Source organism: Paramagnetospirillum kuznetsovii (assembly GCF_003284725.1).
In the GTDB taxonomy this organism is placed as follows: domain Bacteria; phylum Pseudomonadota; class Alphaproteobacteria; order Rhodospirillales; family Magnetospirillaceae; genus Phaeospirillum; species Phaeospirillum kuznetsovii.
In genome coordinates this window covers 293277-310551 of sequence record NZ_PGTO01000002.1, presented here as the reverse complement: position 1 = coordinate 310551, position 17275 = coordinate 293277, and the positions used below count along the sequence as shown (strand labels likewise).

The 17275-nt window shown below is 67.9% G+C and carries 16 protein-coding genes and 1 riboswitch; of the genes, 7 read left to right on the top strand and 9 right to left on the bottom strand.

The window, feature by feature from the left end:
• Nucleotides 1-49 precede the first annotated feature (49 nt).
• Nucleotides 50-153: riboswitch (glycine riboswitch) on the top strand.
• Between the two features lie 177 nt (nucleotides 154-330).
• The 4 genes from gcvT (at nucleotide 331) to gcvPB (ending at nucleotide 4938) form a co-directional block, all read left to right on the top strand.
• Nucleotides 331-1446 (top strand): glycine cleavage system aminomethyltransferase GcvT, encoded by a 1116-nt coding sequence (gene gcvT, locus CU669_RS04095; RefSeq protein WP_112142520.1) that lies wholly within the window; start codon nucleotides 331-333, stop codon nucleotides 1444-1446.
• Nucleotides 1447-1449: 3 nt separating this feature from the next.
• Complete coding sequence (gene gcvH, locus CU669_RS04090; protein ID WP_112142519.1) at nucleotides 1450-1827, top strand: glycine cleavage system protein GcvH; 378 nt, start codon at nucleotides 1450-1452, stop codon at nucleotides 1825-1827.
• A 107-nt stretch (nucleotides 1828-1934) separates the two neighbouring features.
• Entirely contained in the window at nucleotides 1935-3284 is a 1350-nt protein-coding gene (gene gcvPA, locus CU669_RS04085; protein WP_112142518.1) for an aminomethyl-transferring glycine dehydrogenase subunit GcvPA, read from the top strand.
• Between the two features lie 151 nt (nucleotides 3285-3435).
• Nucleotides 3436-4938 (top strand): aminomethyl-transferring glycine dehydrogenase subunit GcvPB, encoded by a 1503-nt coding sequence (gcvPB, locus tag CU669_RS04080; RefSeq protein ID WP_112142517.1) that lies wholly within the window; start codon nucleotides 3436-3438, stop codon nucleotides 4936-4938.
• Here gcvPB and CU669_RS04075 read toward each other — a convergent pair.
• Entirely contained in the window at nucleotides 4932-5189 is a 258-nt protein-coding gene (locus tag CU669_RS04075) for a Txe/YoeB family addiction module toxin (protein WP_456095303.1), read from the bottom strand. The two genes, gcvPB and CU669_RS04075, sit on opposite strands and share 7 nt — an antisense overlap.
• Nucleotides 5186-5440: a type II toxin-antitoxin system Phd/YefM family antitoxin gene (locus CU669_RS04070; protein ID WP_112142706.1), complete on the bottom strand. Its 255-nt coding sequence runs from the start codon at nucleotides 5438-5440 to the stop codon at nucleotides 5186-5188. The genes CU669_RS04075 and CU669_RS04070 overlap by 4 nt, the downstream gene beginning before the upstream one ends.
• Nucleotides 5441-5481: 41 nt before the next feature.
• Here CU669_RS04070 and CU669_RS04065 point away from each other — a divergent pair, with 41 nt between their 5' ends.
• A complete protein-coding gene (locus tag CU669_RS04065; RefSeq protein ID WP_239988529.1) occupies nucleotides 5482-6720 on the top strand; it encodes an MFS transporter in 1239 nt (412 codons plus the stop codon).
• Here the strand turns inward: CU669_RS04065 and CU669_RS04060 are convergent.
• Nucleotides 6707-7546, bottom strand: a complete 840-nt coding sequence (locus CU669_RS04060; RefSeq protein WP_112142516.1) for an SDR family oxidoreductase — start codon at nucleotides 7544-7546, stop codon at nucleotides 6707-6709. The two genes, CU669_RS04065 and CU669_RS04060, sit on opposite strands and share 14 nt — an antisense overlap.
• A 47-nt stretch (nucleotides 7547-7593) precedes the next feature.
• Here CU669_RS04060 and CU669_RS04055 point away from each other — a divergent pair, with 47 nt between their 5' ends.
• Together CU669_RS04055 and CU669_RS04050 are read left to right on the top strand one after the other, a co-directional pair.
• On the top strand, nucleotides 7594-8340 hold the full coding sequence (locus CU669_RS04055; protein WP_112142515.1) for a tetratricopeptide repeat protein: 747 nt from the start codon (nucleotides 7594-7596) through the stop codon (nucleotides 8338-8340).
• Nucleotides 8337-8753 carry a hypothetical protein gene (locus CU669_RS04050; protein ID WP_112142514.1) on the top strand — a complete coding sequence of 139 codons (417 nt, stop codon included), beginning with the start codon at nucleotides 8337-8339 and terminating at the stop codon, nucleotides 8751-8753. The genes CU669_RS04055 and CU669_RS04050 overlap by 4 nt, the downstream gene beginning before the upstream one ends.
• Here CU669_RS04050 and CU669_RS04045 read toward each other — a convergent pair.
• The 6 genes from CU669_RS04045 to CU669_RS04020 all read right to left on the bottom strand — a co-directional run bounded on the left by CU669_RS04045 (nucleotide 8731) and on the right by CU669_RS04020 (nucleotide 17274).
• Nucleotides 8731-9708 (bottom strand): magnesium transporter CorA family protein, encoded by a 978-nt coding sequence (locus tag CU669_RS04045; protein WP_239988528.1) that lies wholly within the window; start codon nucleotides 9706-9708, stop codon nucleotides 8731-8733. The two genes, CU669_RS04050 and CU669_RS04045, sit on opposite strands and share 23 nt — an antisense overlap.
• Nucleotides 9705-10208: a bactofilin family protein gene (locus CU669_RS04040; RefSeq protein WP_112142513.1), complete on the bottom strand. Its 504-nt coding sequence runs from the start codon at nucleotides 10206-10208 to the stop codon at nucleotides 9705-9707. Before CU669_RS04040 ends, CU669_RS04045 begins: the two co-directional genes overlap by 4 nt.
• Nucleotides 10189-11337, bottom strand: coding sequence for a M23 family metallopeptidase (locus tag CU669_RS04035; protein WP_112142703.1), 1149 nt, complete (start codon nucleotides 11335-11337; stop codon nucleotides 10189-10191). Before CU669_RS04035 ends, CU669_RS04040 begins: the two co-directional genes overlap by 20 nt.
• Before the next feature lie 213 nt (nucleotides 11338-11550).
• A complete protein-coding gene (locus CU669_RS04030) occupies nucleotides 11551-13611 on the bottom strand; it encodes a hypothetical protein (protein WP_112142512.1) in 2061 nt (686 codons plus the stop codon).
• A gap of 109 nt (nucleotides 13612-13720) precedes the next feature.
• A complete protein-coding gene (locus CU669_RS04025) occupies nucleotides 13721-16429 on the bottom strand; it encodes a DUF4159 domain-containing protein (RefSeq protein ID WP_112142511.1) in 2709 nt (902 codons plus the stop codon).
• Nucleotides 16426-17274 (bottom strand): DUF58 domain-containing protein, encoded by an 849-nt coding sequence (locus CU669_RS04020; protein ID WP_112142510.1) that lies wholly within the window; start codon nucleotides 17272-17274, stop codon nucleotides 16426-16428. The genes CU669_RS04025 and CU669_RS04020 overlap by 4 nt, the downstream gene beginning before the upstream one ends.
• Nucleotide 17275: the final 1 nt, after the last annotated feature.

The window sequence follows — 17275 nt, the reverse complement described above, 5'->3', positions numbered from 1 at the left end:
ATGACTCTCGTTGACTCCCTGGCCGTGCCGACTAAGATGGCGGCCACAGATGATCCCCGTGGGAGAGATCGCGCAGGCTTTTCGAAGCCGGACGCGGCGCCGAAGGAGCAACCGCCCCTGGAAACTCTCAGGCAAACGGACCGCGGGGGGATGAAACTCTGGAAAGCGCGCCGATCGGCCCCGCAAGGACCGGTCTGCCCACCGACGATGTAAGCCGCCTCCGTTCCATCGGAATCAGGCGGTGAATCTTTCAGGTTCCAAGGACAGAGGGGGGCAAGCCGGATGGCGCCATGACTCCGTCCGGAAGGCCCTTGTCCAAGGAGGAACCCGGTGAGCGATCCTGATACCCCGTTGCTAACTGTACCGCTGGATTCGCTTCATCGCGAGCTGGGAGCCAAGATGGTTCCCTTCGCCGGTTATTCCATGCCGGTGCAGTATCCCGCAGGCGTCATGACCGAACACCTGCACACCCGCGCCGAGGCCGGGCTGTTCGACGTCTCCCATATGGGCCAAGTGGAGATCAAGGGCGCCGAGTGCGCCCAATGGCTGGAAAGCCTGGTTCCTGGCGATATCCAGGGGCTCGGCATCGGCAAGACCCGCTATACCGTCTTCACCAATGATCAGGGCGGCATCCTGGACGATTTGATGGTCAGCAAGCTGGCCGAGGATCACCTGTTCCTGGTGACCAACGCCGCCTGCAAGAACGAAGACTTCGCCCATATGAAGGCGGCCATCGGCGCCAAGGTCGCGCTGCGCATGATCGAGGACCGCGCCCTGCTGGCGCTGCAAGGCCCCAAGGCCGCCGCCGCCATGGCCATGGTCTGTCCCGACGCCCTGTCCATGACCTTCATGACCATCCGCGAAACCAGCATTGCCGGTATCGCCTGTCTCGCCACCCGCTCGGGCTATACCGGCGAGGATGGCTGGGAGATTTCGGTGCCCACCGCCCGGGCCGAGGACTTGGCCCGCACGCTGCTGGCCCTGCCCGGCGTCATGCCCATCGGCCTGGGGGCACGCGATTCGCTTCGCCTCGAAGCCGGTCTGTGCCTGTATGGCTCGGATATCGACACCACCATCACCCCGGTGGAAGGCAATATCGCCTGGATCATGAACAAGCGCCGCCGCGCCGAGGGCGGTTTTCCCGGCGCCGCCATCATCCAGAAGCAGTTGGCCGAAGGCTCCGCGAGGCTGCGGGTCGGCATCCAGCCGCTGGGCCGCGCCCCCGCCCGCGCCCATACGGAAATCACCGATGAGGCCGGCAACCGCCTGGGTGAAATCTGCTCGGGCGGCTTCGGCCCCTCGGCCGACCGGCCCGTCGCCATGGGCTATGTGCCCAAGGCGTTTTCCGCAGTCGGCACCAAGATCAAGCTGGTGGTTCGCGGCAAGGCGCTGGACGCCGAGGTCGCGGCTCTGCCGTTCGTTCCCCACCGTTACTTCAAGGGCTGAATCATGAGCGATATGCGTTTCACCAAGGATCATGAGTGGATCAAGGTCGAGGGCGACACCGGCACCGTCGGCATTTCCGATTACGCCCAGCACGCCCTGGGCGACGTGGTGTTCGTCGAGGTTCCCGAGCCCGGCCGCAAGCTGGCCAAGGGCGACGAGGCCGCCGTGGTGGAATCGGTCAAGGCCGCCTCCGAGGTCTATTCCCCGGTGTCCGGCACGGTGATCAAGGGCAACGCCGCCATCGTCGATCAGCCCGGTCTGGTCAACGAGGCCGCGGAGGGCGGCGCCTGGTTCTTCACCATCAAGCTGTCCAACGCCGCCGAACTGTCCGAGCTGATGGACCGCGCCGCCTACGACGCCTATCTGAAGACCCTGGAATAGCCAATTTGTCATCCTGAGCGAAGCGAAGGATCTTTCACGCGCCGTGCCTGAAAGATCCTTCCGCCCTTCGGTCGTCAGGATGACACCTTAGACAAGGTGACCGACCCATGCGCTATCTGCCGCTGACCGACTCCGATCGCCGCGCCATGCTGGCGGATATCGGGGCCAAGGATGTGGACGCCCTGTTCAAGGACGTCCCCGCCGCCGCCCGCCTGACCGAGGCGCTGCCGCTGCCCCGCCATCAGGGCGAGCTGGAGGTGGAACGCGCCTTCACCCGCATGGCCGGCAAGAATCTGTCGGCGGGCTGTGCGCCTTTCTTCATCGGGGCGGGCGTCTATCGCCACCACATTCCGGCGGCGCTGGACCAGTTGCTGATGCGCGGCGAGTTCCTGACCGCCTATACCCCCTATCAGCCCGAGGTCAGCCAGGGCACCCTGCAGGTGCTGTTCGAGTTCCAGACCCAGGTGGCCATGATCACCGGCATGGATGTGGCCAACGCCTCCATGTATGACGGCGCCACCGCCTGCGCCGAGGCCGCCGTCATGGCCTGCCGCGTCACCAAGCGCAACAAGGTGCTGCTGTCGGGCTCGCTGCATCCCCATTACGCCGAGACCACCGAGACATCCTTGCGCTACACCGAGATGGAGGCGGAGCTGCTGCCGCCCGATCCGCTGGGCTTCGAGGATCTGCTGGGGCGGGTGGATTCCCAGACCGCCTGCGTCATCGTGCAGAATCCCGGCTTCTTCGGCGGCGTCAGGGATCTGCGGTCACTGGCCGCAATCTGTCACGAGGCGGGCGCCCTGCTGGTGGTGCTGGTGGCCGAGCCCACCAGCCTGGGCCTGTTCGAATCCCCCGGCGCCATGGGCGCCGACATCGTGGTCTGCGAAGGCCAAAGCCTGGGCATGGGGATGAATTTCGGCGGCCCCGGCCTCGGCCTGTTCGCCACGCGGGACAAGTTCGTGCGCCAGATGCCCGGCCGCCTCGCCGGCCAGACGGTGGATGTGGACGGCAAGCGCGGCTGGGTGCTGACCCTGTCCACCCGCGAGCAGCATATCCGCCGCGAGAAGGCGACGTCGAACATCTGCACCAATTCCGGCCTGTGCGCCCTTGCCTTCTCCATCCATCTGACCCTGTTGGGCGGCACCGGTTTCGCCAAGCTGGCCGAGTTGAACCACGCCAAGGCGGTGCAGTTGGAACAGAAGCTCTCCAAGGTGAAGGGCCTCCGGGTGCTGCCGCAAAGCTATTACAACGAATTCGCCGTCCATCTCGGCGACGAGGTCAAGGCGGCCGAGGTGGTCGACGCCCTGGCCGACAAGGGAATCCTGGCGGGCGTCGCCGCCTCGCGCTTCTATCCCACCTGGCCGGAACTGGCCCCGGTGCTGATCCTGGCCGCCACCGAGACCAACACCGAGGACGACATGGACCGGCTCGTCGCCGCCCTGAAGGAGGTCGTGTGATGCGCCCGGATATGCGGAAGATGGAGCGCCGCGACGTGCGGGCGGGACGCCCGCGCTCCAGCAGAGCGACTAGCCCGTTGAGGGCGCGCGCCTCGTGGCGCGAAAGCCAAGGCCACGGATGTGGCCGCCCGGCGATTGAGGGGCATACAAAATGAGCGAGACCAATAGCATCAGCGGCAACAAGGGCCTGCAGATCGAGGAAAAGCTGATCTTCGAATTGGGCAATCCCGGCTGTATCGGCGTCGATCTGCCCGAGCCCGGCCCCGTGGATCTCGACCGCATGGGCGGTGTCAGGAAGCGCGAGCCGTTCGGCCTGCCCGACCTGTCCGAGCCCCAGGTGGTGCGCCACTACACGCGGCTGTCGCAGAAGAATTACGGCATCGACACCGGCTTCTATCCGCTGGGCTCATGCACCATGAAGCACAATCCCCGCCTGTCGGAGAAGGTGGCCCGCCTGCCCGGCCTCGCCGACCTGCATCCCTTCCAGCCGCAAAAGACCGTCCAGGGCGCCCTCGAGGTCATCGACGGGCTGGCCCACTGGCTGAAGGAACTGACCGGCATGCCCGCCGTGGCCATGAGCCCGGCGGCGGGTGCCCATGGCGAGTGGTGCGGACTGATGGCCATCCGAAGCGCCCACGAGGACAAGGGCGAGGGCCATCGCCGCCGCGTGCTGGTGCCGGAAAGCGCCCACGGCACCAATCCCGCCTCGGCGGCCATGTGCGGCTATACCGTCGATCCCATTCCCGCCAAGGACAACGGCCGGGTCGATCTCGACGCGCTCAAGGCCAAGCTGGGGCCGGACGTGGCCTGTCTGATGCTGACCAATCCCAATACCTGCGGATTGTTCGAATCCGAGATCATCGAGATCGCCAAGGCCATCCACGGGGCGGGGGCCTATTTCTACTGCGACGGCGCCAATTTCAACGCCATCGTCGGGCGGGTGAAGGTGGCCGATCTCGGCATCGACTGCATGCATATCAATCTGCACAAGACCTTCTCCACCCCCCATGGCGGCGGCGGCCCCGGCGCTGGTCCCACCGTGCTGTCGGACGCCCTGGCCGATTATGCCCCGGTGCCCTATGTGGTCCATGGCAAGAATGGGCTGGAACTGGTGGAAGGCCCGCGCGAGGGCGCCAAGCCGTTCGGCCGGGTCAAGGGCTATCACGGCCAGTTCGGCGTCTTCGTGCGCGCCCTGGCCTATATCTTGTCCATGGGCTCGGACGGGCTGCGTCAGGCCTCCAGCGACGCGGTGCTCAACGCCAACTACCTCCAGGCCCGCCTGAGCGACGTGCTTTCCGCCTCGTTCGAGGGGCCGTGCATGCACGAAGCCCTGTTCGACGACCGCTTCCTGAAGGACAGCGGCGTCACCACGCTGGACTTCGCCAAGGCGCTGATCGACGAGGGCTATCACCCCATGACCATGTACTTCCCACTGGTGGTGCACGGTGCCCTGCTGATGGAGCCCACCGAGACCGAGTCCAAGGACACCCTGGACCAGTTCATCGCGGTGGTGCGCGGCCTCGCCGCCAAGGCCAAGGCGGGCGCGGCGGAAGAGTTCAAGTCGGCGCCCCGCAACACGCCGCGCCGCCGCCTGGACGAAACCCTGGCGGCCCGCACCCCGGTGCTGCGCTGGAAGGCCGGGTCGAATCAGTAGTGGTAGCGACACATGGCGATCACCACCTCGTCGCCGCCCATGCGGTAGACGAGGCGGTGCTCCGCCGTGATGCGGCGCGACCACCAGCCGGACAGATCGCCCTTCAACGGTTCCGGCTTGCCGATCCCGGCAAAGGGCTGGCGCAAGACGTCGCGGATCAGTTCATTGATCCGTTTCAGCACCGCCTTGTCGGTGGCCTGCCAATACAGGTAGTCCTCCCAGGCGTCCTGGGTCCAGGCGAGACGAATCACGCGTCGGCCAGGGGATGCTCGACCAGCCGTCCGGCATCGGCATCGGCGGTCGAACGCAACAGCCGCTCGGCGTTGCGCGGGCTGCGCAGCAGGTGCAGGGTTTCCTCAGTGGCGTTAAACTCGTCCAGCGACATGATCACCACCGAGGCGGCGTTCTGGCGGGTGACGATCACCGGCGCATGGCTGTCGCAGACCTCATCCATGACGCTGGCAAGATTCTGGCGCACATTGCTATAGGATCGGACATCCATGACGACCTCCTTATTGTACGAATTATTGTACAGGATGGTGGGTGCGGCGTTCAAGGATTGATGCTACCATCGCCACCATGACCAGCGACGCCGCCCCCTCCGTCGGAGCCCGAGCCGTCTTCTGCCTGTGCGCGGCGGAGGTTCTGACCATGGTCGGAGTCTTCGCCTTTCCCGCCCTGCTGCCTGATTTCGTCGCGGCTTGGGGGCTGAGCAATACCGAGGCGGGATGGATTTCCGGGGTGGTCTTCGCGGGCTATACCGTGGCGGTGCCCATTCTCACCACGCTCACCGACCGCATGGACGCCAAGCGGGTCTATCTGGCAGGCGCCCTGTTCGCCGCCCTGGCGGCCCTGGGCTTCACCCTGACCGCCGAGGGATTCTGGTCGGCGCTGGCGTGGCGGGCCCTGAGCGGCATCGGTCTGGCGGGCACCTATATGCCGGGACTGAAGGCGCTGGTCGACCGGGTATCGGGACCGAAACAGGCGCGCTGGATCAGCTACTACACCGCCAGTTTCTCGCTGGGCACCTCCGGGTCATTCATGATCACCGGCGCGGTGGCGGAGGCTTTCGGCTGGCCTGCCGCCTTCGGGCTGGCGGCGGCGGCGGCGGCGGCGGCCTTCGGGCTGGTGGCGGTGGCGCTGCCGGGCGTCAAGGTGGTCCCGCCCGAGCGCAAGACCAACCCGTTCGACTTCGCGCCCGTCCTGCGCAACCGCGCCGCCATGGGCTATGTGCTGGGCTATGCCGTGCATGTGTGGGAGCTGTTCGGGGCGCGGTCGTGGATGGTCGCCTTCCTGGCCTGGGTGCTGGCGTCGCAGCCGGGCGCGGGCGGCCTGTCGCCCACCTCGGTCGCCACCATCGGCGGATTGGTGGCCATGGCCACCAGCATCCTCGGCGCCGATATGGCGGTGCGCTTCGACCGCCGCCGGGTCTGCGCCTTCGCCATGGTCAGTTCGGCCGCCATGGCCGCGGTGATCGGATTTTGCGGTGGACTGCCCTATGGCGTGGTGGCGGCGCTGATGCTGCTTTACAACGCGTTGATCCAGATCGATTCGGCGGCGCTGACCACCGGAGCGGTGATGGCGGCCGACCCGGCGCGGCGCGGCGCCACCATCGCGGTGCATTCGCTGCTGGGCTTCGGGGCCGGTTTCGTCGGGCCGCTGGCCTTCGGCATGGTGCTGGACGCGGCGGGCGGCGCGACCACCGGTCTGGCCTGGGGCCTCGCCTTCGCTTCGCTGGGGGCGGTGGTGGCCCTGGGGCCGCTGGCGCTCAGGTTGAAGTGAGAATCGCCGCCAGCCCGTCCCGATAGCTGGGATATTTCAACACCACCCCAAGCTCCTCCTTCATGCGTCGGTTGGAGACCCGCTTGTTGTCGGCGTAGAAGCTGAGGGCCATGGGCGACAGCACCGCCTGGGCGTCTTCCCAGGCCAGTTCGGCCGGAGGCTCCACCCCCAGCAGGGCGCAGGCATGGGCGATCACCTCTTGCGGCGGCGCCGCGTCGTCGTCGCACAGATTGTAGACGCGCCCAGGATGGGGCCGCGCCAGCGAGGCCAGCACCGCACCCGCGATATCCTCCACATGAATGCGCGAGAACACTTGGCCCGGCTTGGCGATGCGCTTGGCCTCGCCCGAGCGCACGGTGTCCACCGCCGAGCGCCCTGGGCCATAGATGCCCGCCAGCCGGAACACATGCGCCGATAGGGCCAGCCAGCTCTTTTCGGCGGCGGCGCGGCGGCGCGAGCGATCAAGGCTGGGATTGACCGGCGTCGTCTCGTCCACCCAGCCGCCGCCGTGATCGCCGTAGACGCCGGTGGTGGACAGATAGCCGATCCAGCCCGGCGCCCGCGCCCGGATCGCCTCCCCCATCAGGTCCAGCACCGGATCGCCCTGGGCGTCGGGCGGCACCGAGGACAGCACCGCCGTCACGCCGTCCAGCACCTTGGGGGGTAGCGGATGGTCGCGGTCGAAGGGATGGACCGTCACGCCGGGCAGGTCCACGGCCTCGCCCGAGCGGGTGGTGCCCGCCACGGTCCACCCCTGTTCCAGCAGGCGTTTCGCGATCACCCGGGCGGAAAAGCCGAGGCCGAATATAAACATTGTGCCCGACACAAAACCTCTCCCTTGCATCCGTCCGTCTTTTGATGACACTAGCGGCCATGAAGCCTCGCGTCATCCTTCTGCTGCCCCTCCTGCTGGCGCCGTTCGCGGCCAAGGCGGAAGTCATCAATCCCAAGCAGGAATACCGCGCCTGCCTGCATCTGGCCCGGTCCAAGCCCGAGGACGGGTGGGAAGAGGCCATCGCATGGGGGTCGCTGGGCGGCGGCGAACCGGCGCGCCACTGCGCCGCCGTGGCGCTGATCGGCCTCGGCAAATACGAAGAGGCGGCCCGACGGCTGGAAGCCCTGGCCAACCAGAGCCACGGCACCAACGGCTTGCGCGCCGAGATGCTGGCCCAGGCGGCGCAGTCCTGGCTTCAGGCCGGACAGACGGAGAAGGCCCTGGCCGATCTCGACACCGCGCTGGGATTGGTTCCCAATCATCCCGACCTGCTGGTGGATAAGGCGGTCGCCTATGCCCAGGCCGCTCATTACAAGGAAGCCGTCGAGGTCTTGACCGCCCTGCTGAAGGTTCAGCCCAACCGGGTCGAGGCCATGGTGCTGCGGGCCAGCGCCTATCGCTATCTGGACAAGCTGGACCTGGCCAAGGAGGATATCGCCCGCGCCCTGGTGCTGGAGCCCGATGTGCCCGATGCCCTGCTGGAACGCGGCATGATCCGTCGCCTGGAAGACAACACCACCGGGGCCCGCGCCGACTGGATGAAGGTCATCAACGCCGTCCCCGAAAGTGCCGCCGCCGATGCCGCCCGACGCAATCTCGAACTCATGGATGTGAAGGTCAAATGAGCCCGGCCTTCCGCATCGCCTCTGGGAGTTTCGTCTTGGCCCGGCTTGACGGCATGGACACCCTTTGCCTCAAGGCGGAACGCTCGGGCCGCGACTACACCAATCACTATTTGATCATTTTGGAGCCCCCGGCCGATCGGGACGCGATGCGGCTGGTCTATATCGACCCCGATCACGACCTGAGCGTCATTGCCGACAAGGCCTTTGCATTCGAGCCGATCGCCGCCGAGGGTCCAGGCGTCGGCGATGCCTTCGCCACCCCGCAAGGGCCGCATCTCAAGGTGATGGACGAGGCCAAGGCGCAGAAGCATTTCGCCTATGTGGACATGCAAAACGGCCTGATCCGTCCGCGCATGGAACGTCACGCCCAGACGGTGCTGCGCTGGACGGTCACATCCAGCCTTTCCGCTTGAAGACCCAGTAGGGCACCAGGGCCGACAGAACCGCCAGGATCGTGGCGTAGACATAGCCGTAATCCCATTGAAGCTCCGGCATGACCCTGAAATTCATGCCGTACCAACTGCCCACCAATGTGGGCGGCAGGAACAGCACCGACATGATGGTGAACAGCTTGATGATCTGATTCTGCTGAATGCCGATCATTCCCAAGGTGGCGTCCAACAGGAAATTGATCTTATTGCTCATGAAGTCGATGTGTTCCGCCAGGGATTGCACATCGTGGCCGATGGTCTCCAGCCGCGTGGCGGCGGCGGCGACGCCGATCTCGGCATCGCCATGGGGCATGAAGGCGATCATCCGCTTGACGCCGAGTATGGTTTCGCGCGCCCGGCTGGACAGGTCGCCCGCCCGGCCGATGGTGCGCAGCAAGGTTTCCAATTCGCGCGATGTCGCCCGACGGCGGCGTCGATCCCTGGCATGTTGATGGAATATCCGGTGCGACACCGCGTCCAGGTCGCCGACGAGGCCTTCCAGCACATCGGCGATGCGGTCCACCACCGCCTCGATCAGGCCCAGCAGGGCATCGCCCGCCGATGCGAGTGGCTCACCGCACTCGCCCAGCAGGGCGCCATAGGAACCGAACGCCCTTGGCGTGTCATAGCGAACCGTCACCAACTGGCGGCCGTTGAAGGCGAAGGTCACCACTGAATTGCGCGGTTCGCTGCCACCCGAACCGGTCAGGATGGGAACCGTCGCCACCAAGGCGCCGCCGCGACGGAACAGGCGGCTCGACGCCTCGATTTCCTGCATCTTCTCGTGCGGCGGTATGTGGATTCCGGTCAGGCCTTCGACGCGGGCCGTCTCCTCGGCGGTGGGAGACAGCATGTCGATCCACATGGCCCGGGTCAGGTCGCGATCGGAGAGATCGCCCGGCTCGGGACGATCGGCGTCGCCATGAACGGTGATCAAGCGTTGCCGGCCGCTTCCTGGGTCAGGTCGGGTGTCGCCTGGGGTGGCGCGATCTGGGCCGGCTCGGCGGCACCGTTGCCCTTGTTGACGGCGACTTGGTCCGGCGCCTTGGGATGGCTGCGACGGATCAGGCGGCCTTCCATGGAGGCACCCGCCTCGATCTCCAGGCTGTCCTGGGTGACATCGCCGGTAACGCGGCCCGACTTGGTGATCAGTACCGTCGAGGCGTTGATCTTGCCGGTCAGCTCGCCATGAACCTGGACGGTCTCGGCGGTGACCTCGCCCGCGATGCGGCCGCCCTCGCCCACCAGCAGGCGTTGGCAGGCGATATCGCCTTCCACGCAGCCGTCGATCTGCATCTCGCCCTGGGTAAAGATATTGCCGACGATCTTCACGTCGGGACCGATCACCGAGAGCGGCAGGCCATTGGCGGTGGACGAACGGGCGGAATGGGCGGCGGCGGAAACCGCGCCGAACGCCTTACCAAGCTTTGGGAGCATTTTCACCTGCCGCGATAAACTTGAGGGGATCCTTGGGGGAGTCCGACAGGCGGACCTCGTAATGGAGATGGGGACCGGTGGAGCGTCCGGTATTGCCCAACAGCCCGATCACGGTGGAGCGGGTGACCCGCTGGCCTTCCTTGACCTTGATCCGCGACAGATGGGCGTAGCGGGTCGATACGCCATTGCCGTGATTGACGTCGATGGTCAGGCCGTAGCGATCCCACGGACCGGCGAATTCCACCACGCCCTCGCCGGTGGCGTAGACCGGGCTGCCGTGCGGCGCGCCGAGATCGACGCCTTCGTGGACGCCGGTGCGGCGATTGAGCGGGTCCGAACGGGTGCCGAAACCGGAATTGATGTCGTAATCCACGTGCAGCGGCTCGCCCAGCGGCATCTTGCCCATGACGGCCTTGACGCCGCTCCAGCGGTCGAGCCGGTCGAGCAAGCCGGAAAGCCCGGAATCGCTGGCCGAGCTGAGCAGCGGAATGAAGGGGCCACCGCGCCCGCCGTCGCGCTGTTGCTGGCGGTCGAAGATCTGGCGGGCGTCGATGCCCAGGCGCGACAGCGCCTTTTCCGCATCGAAAATCTTGGACGAGGTGGCGTCGCTGGTATTCTGCACCGCCTGGGCATAGGCCAGCTTGAGGCGTTCCAGCGACCCTTCCAGACGGCGGACCTGTTCGCGCACGGCGCGGGCATCCTCGCCCGCGGGCTGACCGTCGTCATTCCAGCTTGGCTCGGCGCTGACCACCGACTTGCCACGCGGCGCCGCCGCCACCTTGCCCGACTGATGGTCCTTGGCCAGGGCCGCGTTGGTCTCGGCCAGAACCAGGATATTGGTGTGAACCAGATCCACCTCGCGGGCGATATCGCCGACCATCTTCTGCGACGACGCCAGACGATGCTGGGCGGCGCGGGTGGCGGCCATCATCTCTTCCAGCTTGCGTTCCTTGGCGGAAAGCTCTTCCGGCTGGCGAGTCAGCAGGGTGGAAACGGTACCGGCCCAAATGGCGATGACGCACATCCCGGCCAAAATCCACAATTGGCGCTTGCGGGTGAAGGTGAACTGCTCCGCCGTCCCGTCGGGTCGGCGAATGAAGACCTGCCATTCCGGAATCACCCACGCCATGGCGCGGCGCAAAGCCTTTACGCGCTTACCTGTCGCCGGGATCAAACGTTCCTCCGCCACTGTCCTCCGTCCCCCCTCCGTTTCGGATAAGCCAGCCCGATGCCTTGGGTGCCGACAGTGTATCCAGAAGGGGACGCGTTAACCTATAGGTAAGAACTCCTTACATCAGCAATTCCGATATTCCAAATCGAATCGCCGCATGTCAGGAAGTTTTCACCTCCGCCCCTCCCTGCGCCAGGCGGCCAGCAGACCGCCTAAACCCAGCAGCAGCAAGGCCAGGGCGGGCATCAGCGAGACCTCGCGAACGCCTTCGACCACATGGTCGCCGCGCTCCAACAGCCCGATCCAGCCGCGACCGGCGGCGGTGGCGCCGGTCGCCACCCGTCGAATGTCCGGCATTCCCTGGGCAAGCCAGGCCACGCCCCCCTTGGTGGCGGCCGCCACCGGAGCCAGCCGTTCCGAACTGGCGGTCAGTTCCGAATATTCCACCGGCGACGGCGTGCCCAGGGCGGCCAGCGCCGTCTGTCCCGTGCCGTCTTCCACCCGCCACAACCCGGACTGGCCGATGGCGAGGCGTCCGAGCGCGCTTCCATCCGATTGATCGACCAGCGTCAGGGGCTGACGAGTGCCATCGGGGGCGGTCACCGTTACCTCGACGCTGCCGGACTCCAGGCTGCGGCGGGTGACGGCAAGGCTTCCCGCCGCGATCTCGGCCCGCAGCGAGCGCTCTTCCAGTTCGGGTTCCTTCATCAGCCAGTGGGCGAGGCGGCGCAGCAGCTCGCCATGGGGGCCGCCGCCCTCCCAGCCGCGTGCCCACAGCCAGATGGTGTCGGACAGCACCATGGCGACACGGCCGTCGCCCACCCGGTCCAGCAGCACCAGCGGCTTGCCGTCGATCCCCGCCATGACGGCCTGCCCCCGACCGGGCCGCACCTCGATCTGGCGCATCCAGCCGCCCCAGGCGGGCTCGCCCTCGCGGCTGCCAGGCAGACCGGCGGTGACGGGATGGCGCTTGCCGAGTTCGGTGAGGGTGGGGCGGAAGGACCGATTGATCTGGCTGCCGGTGGGAAGGCCGGGCAGCACATCGGCCAGGGCGGATTCGGCGATGCCGCCCGGCTCGGCGAATTCCGGCCCCACGGCAACCAGCAGAGCGCCGCCACGCCGGACATAGTCGGCCAAATTGCGGTAATAGCCCGACGACAACACGCTCCGGCGCCGGTAGCGGTCGAAGACGATCAGGTCGAAGTCGGTGAGCTTTTCCTCGAACAGCTCGCGCACCGGAAAGGTGATCAGCGACAATTCGCGAATGGGGGTGCGGTCGTCCTTTTCCGGCGGCCGCAAGATGGTGAAGTGAACCAGATCCACCGCCGGATCAGCCTTCAGCAGATTGCGCCAGGTACGCTCGCCCGCATGGGGCTCACCCGAGATCAGCAGCACTTTCAGCCGGTCGCGCACCCCCGAGATGGACAGGGCGGCGCGGTTGTTGAGCAAGGACAGTTCGCCGGGGCCGGGCTCGACCTCCAGTTCCACCACGTTCTGCCCGGCGTGATTGACGGGGATCTCCAAGGTGGCGTCGCGGTTGAGCGGCACCGTCAGCGCCGCATAGGGCTGGCCGTCCAAGCGCACCGCGACCACGGCGTCACCGGTTCCCCCCACGTCCTCGACCCGAAAGCCAAAGGTGGCGTTGCGCCCCACCAGCCCGAATCCGGGATTGCGGCCGGGCACCAGCCGCCGGTCGCGCTCGCCCGGCGCGCCGGTCAGCAGGACATGAACCGGCGCCCCCAGCGAGCGCCCCAAATCGTCGGGAACGTCGTGGACGCGGCCGTCGGTGATCATCACCACCCCGGCCAGACGGCGACGCGGCAGATCGGCCAGGGCGCGCTCGACCGCCGCGAACAGCCGGGTTCCCTCGTCGGTGCCGGGCGGATTGGTCACCCGTTCCACCCGCACGTCCAGATTGGGCAACCGCGCCAGCCGCGCCTGAACCTCCTTCAGGGCCGCCTCGGTCTGGGCGGGGCGCTCGCCGATGGTCTGGGACAGGGTCTGGTCCACCACCACCAGCGCCACATCGGGCAGCCCCACCCGCTGTTCGCTGACCATGCGGGGATTGGACAAGATCGCCACCAGCACCACCGCCACCAGCAGCCGCGGCCAGCCGCCCCGAGTCCCGCGCGCGATGCCCAATCCCGCCGCCGCCAGGGCGGCCATTGCCAATCCCATCAGCCACGGCCAGGGGATCAGGGGGGCGAAGGCGATGGTCTGAACGGCATTCATGATTGCGGCCGATGCTTGACGTCATCAAGGGAAGGGCGGCCGGGACGGCCGCGCTTCCAACAGGGGGGCTCTATGGGGAGCGCGGGCATCCTGCCCGCGGGTGGCTCGCTCATCGCCCCAGCCTTTCCAGGATGGCGGGCAAATGGACCTGATCGGCCTTGTAATTGCCGGTCAGGGCGTACATCACCAGATTGACCCCGAAGCGATAGGCCATCTCGCGCTGGCGCTCGCCGCCGGGCGTCACCGCGTGTAGCGGCTTGCCGCGCTCGTCCACCGCCCAGGCTCCCACCCAGTCGTTGCCGCCCAGCAGGACCGGCGACACGCCGTCATTGGAATCGCGGCCGGTCTGCTCGACCCAGACGGTGGCGCCGTCCCAGCGGCCGGGAACCTCCTTCAGCAGATAGAAGGCGCGGTTCAGCACATGGTCGGCGGCCAGCGGCACCAGGGGCGGCAGCGCCAATCCCTGGACCAGCACCCGCAGCCGGTTCAGCTCGGCGGTATCCGGTCCCGCCCCCGGCTGGCCCTCGTCGCCGGTATCGAACACGATCAGCCCGCCGCGCGCCATATAGGCGTTCAGCTTGTCGGCGGCGGCGAAGGACAGACCCCGCTGGTTGGGCGTGATCCGCCAATAGAGCAGCGGAAAGAACACCACCGGATCGCGTTCCAGGTCCACCGCCATGGGCTCGGCCAGATTGGCGGTGGAGCGGGTGGCGAGAACCGCGGACAGGCCCTTCAGCCCCGCCAGGCAATCGCGGTCCATGGCGGCATCGAAGGTCTTGATGCAGGCCAGCCGGGTCGCTTGCCCCGCCTCCAGGGCGAAGCTTTCGGCCGCCTCGGCGGGCAGGGCGGCCAGCAGGACCAGCAGCGGCGCGAGGCGGCGCAGGCCGCCCTGCAGCCACAGACTGGCCAACCCGTCGGCCATGGCCAGAAGCAGGGCAAGCACCAGCAGGGCCGGTCCCAGGTCCAATTCGACCGCCGCCGCCTCCAGCCCGCTGATCCGCGCCCCCGGCGGCACCGCCAGCGGACGCGGCGAACCCAGGCGGGGAGCCAGGTTGAAAGCGACCCGGCCTTCGCCCGCACCGTAATAGCCGGGCGGATGGCGTGGACCGGGAACGGTGACCTCGGCCCCCTCGGTCAGGGCGGCGGCGATCCCCGTCGCCGGGCCGAGGCGGCCGAATCCGTCCAGCAGCTCCATGGGCGGCAAGGCGCCCTGGGACGGCGCCAGCCCCCCCGAGCGCGACAACGCGGCCACCCGACGCAACATCTGCACGAACAACCCCGACAGCGGCAGATTGCTCCATTCGGCATTGGCGCCGGTATGGATCAGCACCACCCAGCCCTTGCCCCGGCGAGCGGCGGTGACCAGCGGCGTGCCGTCGGCCAGCAAGGCCCAGCTATGGGCGGCCAAGTCCAACGAAGGCTCGGCCAGCACCTGGGCCTTGACCTCCACCTCGGTGGCCACGGCAAGCCCGTGGAAGGGGCTGCCCTCGGGGAAGGGCGCCACCGCCATGGGCGTGGTCCACGACATGGCGCCGCCCATGGCGCGGCCGCCGTCACGCAGGCGGACCGGCAGCAGCGGATCGCCTTTCTCGCCCGATTGGCCAACCGCCTGGGCCAGCAAGGGACCGGCGAAGCGCAGCAGCACCCCGCCCGCTTCCACCCGGCCGATCAACCGGTCGGTCAGAGCGCCCGGAGTCAGCGGCAGATCGGCCATGATCAGCATGTCGGGGCCGGTCTCGCCCAGCAGGTCGGCCAGATCGCCCCGCCGCACCTCGGCATAGGGCGCCAGGGCGCGTTCGATATAATAGAGGCGATCCAGCAACGGCGCACCGGCGCTGGCACCGCCAGCGACCAGCCCCACCCGGCGCCGTCGCCACCTTTCATCCAGCAAGACCGTGGCGCCCGCCCCTCGCTCGCCGTCCAGATCCAGGCGGACCAACCGATTGCGCAACTCCACCGGCAGGGACAGCGCGATACTCGCCTCGGTCTGGCGGGGATCGACCTCCACCTCCTCGCGGGCCAGCACGGTTCCCGAGGCATCGAGGCCGCGCACCACCAACCGCTCGGGCAGCGCGCTCGGCACTCGCCGCATCACCATGGTCAGCCGGTCGGCGGCGCCGTCCTCGGCGGGCGGCAGCAATTGACGGCCGCTTCGCCCGCCAACCAGTTCGAGCCCGCCGCCCAGGGACTGCAAGGCCCGCGCAAAATCCGCCGCGCCGTCTCCGTCCAATCCGTCGGCCAGCCAGACGGTGCGCCCCGGGGAAATCGGGGCAAGGGCCTGCAAGGCGGCCAGGGCGGCACGGCGGTCGGTGGCCCAGGGCTTGGGCTCCAGGCCGCCCAATTCGGGACGCGCTTCGGCCGCACTCATCATGCGACCAAGGGCCACCGGCCCGCCATGGGCGGGCGGCGCCGTGCCCAGCAGCAGCACCGGGCGGCCCTGCCGCCCCGCCTGCTCCAGCAGCCGGTCGAGGAATGCCCGCCGCGCAGGCCAGTCGCGGGCGGCGGCCCAACCGTCATCGACCACCACCAGCAGGGGGCCGGAGGTATTGCCCATGCCGTGATGGGGACTGAACACCGGCCGCGCCGCCGCCAGCACCAGGGTGAAGGCCAGCGCGAGGCGCAGCAGCAGCAGCCAGGGCGGCGTCGTCTCCGCCGTCTCGTCGCGTTCCTTCAGGCCGAACAGCAGGCGGATGGCGGGAAAGCGCACCAGACGCGGCGCGGGCGGCGTCACCTTCAGCAATCGCCACAGCAGCGGCAGCAAGGCCAGCAGCAGCAGCGCCCAAGGCGCGGAAAAGGCCAGGCCGGGCAGAAAGCTCACGCCGCGCCCTCCGCCATGCGGACGTAGAGCGCCAGCAGGGCAGGACCGGCCGAATGATCGGTGCGATGGGTGGCCAAGCTCCAACCGCTGGCCCGCGCCAGGGCGGCCAAGCCGTCGCGATGGGCCGCCAGACGCTCTGCATAGGCGGCGCGCAGCGCCTCGGCCCGCCGGACCAGCAATTGCCCCTCGCCCTCCACCCCTTCAAAACGGACACGCCCGTCATAGGGCAGGCTTTCCTCGGCGGGATCGAGAATTTGCACCATATGGCCCTGACCGCCAGCCCGACGGATTTGCCCGGCGATGTCATCCAGCGGCGCCAGGAAGTCGCCCATCAGCACCACCGGAACATGGTGGGGCAGCGACCGACCACCGATATCGCCGCAGCCCCGTTCCATGGCCTCGGCCAACCGCTCCAGCGCGCCGCGCCCTGTGGTCGGCGCCAAACCGCCATGGAGCAGCGCCACCCGCTCGCCCGCCCGCAGCAGCAATTCCGCCAGTGCCAGCATCAGCAGATCGGCCCGCTCGCCCTTGGTGGTAAGCTCCGGTGTCGAGCGCCAGTCCATGGACGCCGATGAATCACGCCACAGCCAGACCGTCTGCGCCGCCGCCCATTCGCTTTCGCGCAGGAACAGATGATCGGAACGCGCCGACTGGCGCCAGTCTATGGCACTTGCCGCGTCGCCGGGATGGGAGCGGCGGAACTGCCAGAAGATTTCCCCCGGCCCCGCCCGGCGGCGGCCATGGGCGCCTTGGGCCACCGTCGCCGCCACCCGGCGGGCCGCGACCAGCAGGGGCGGCAGGCGGGCCGCCAGTTCCTGGGCACGAAAGCTTGTGATGGTCGGCATG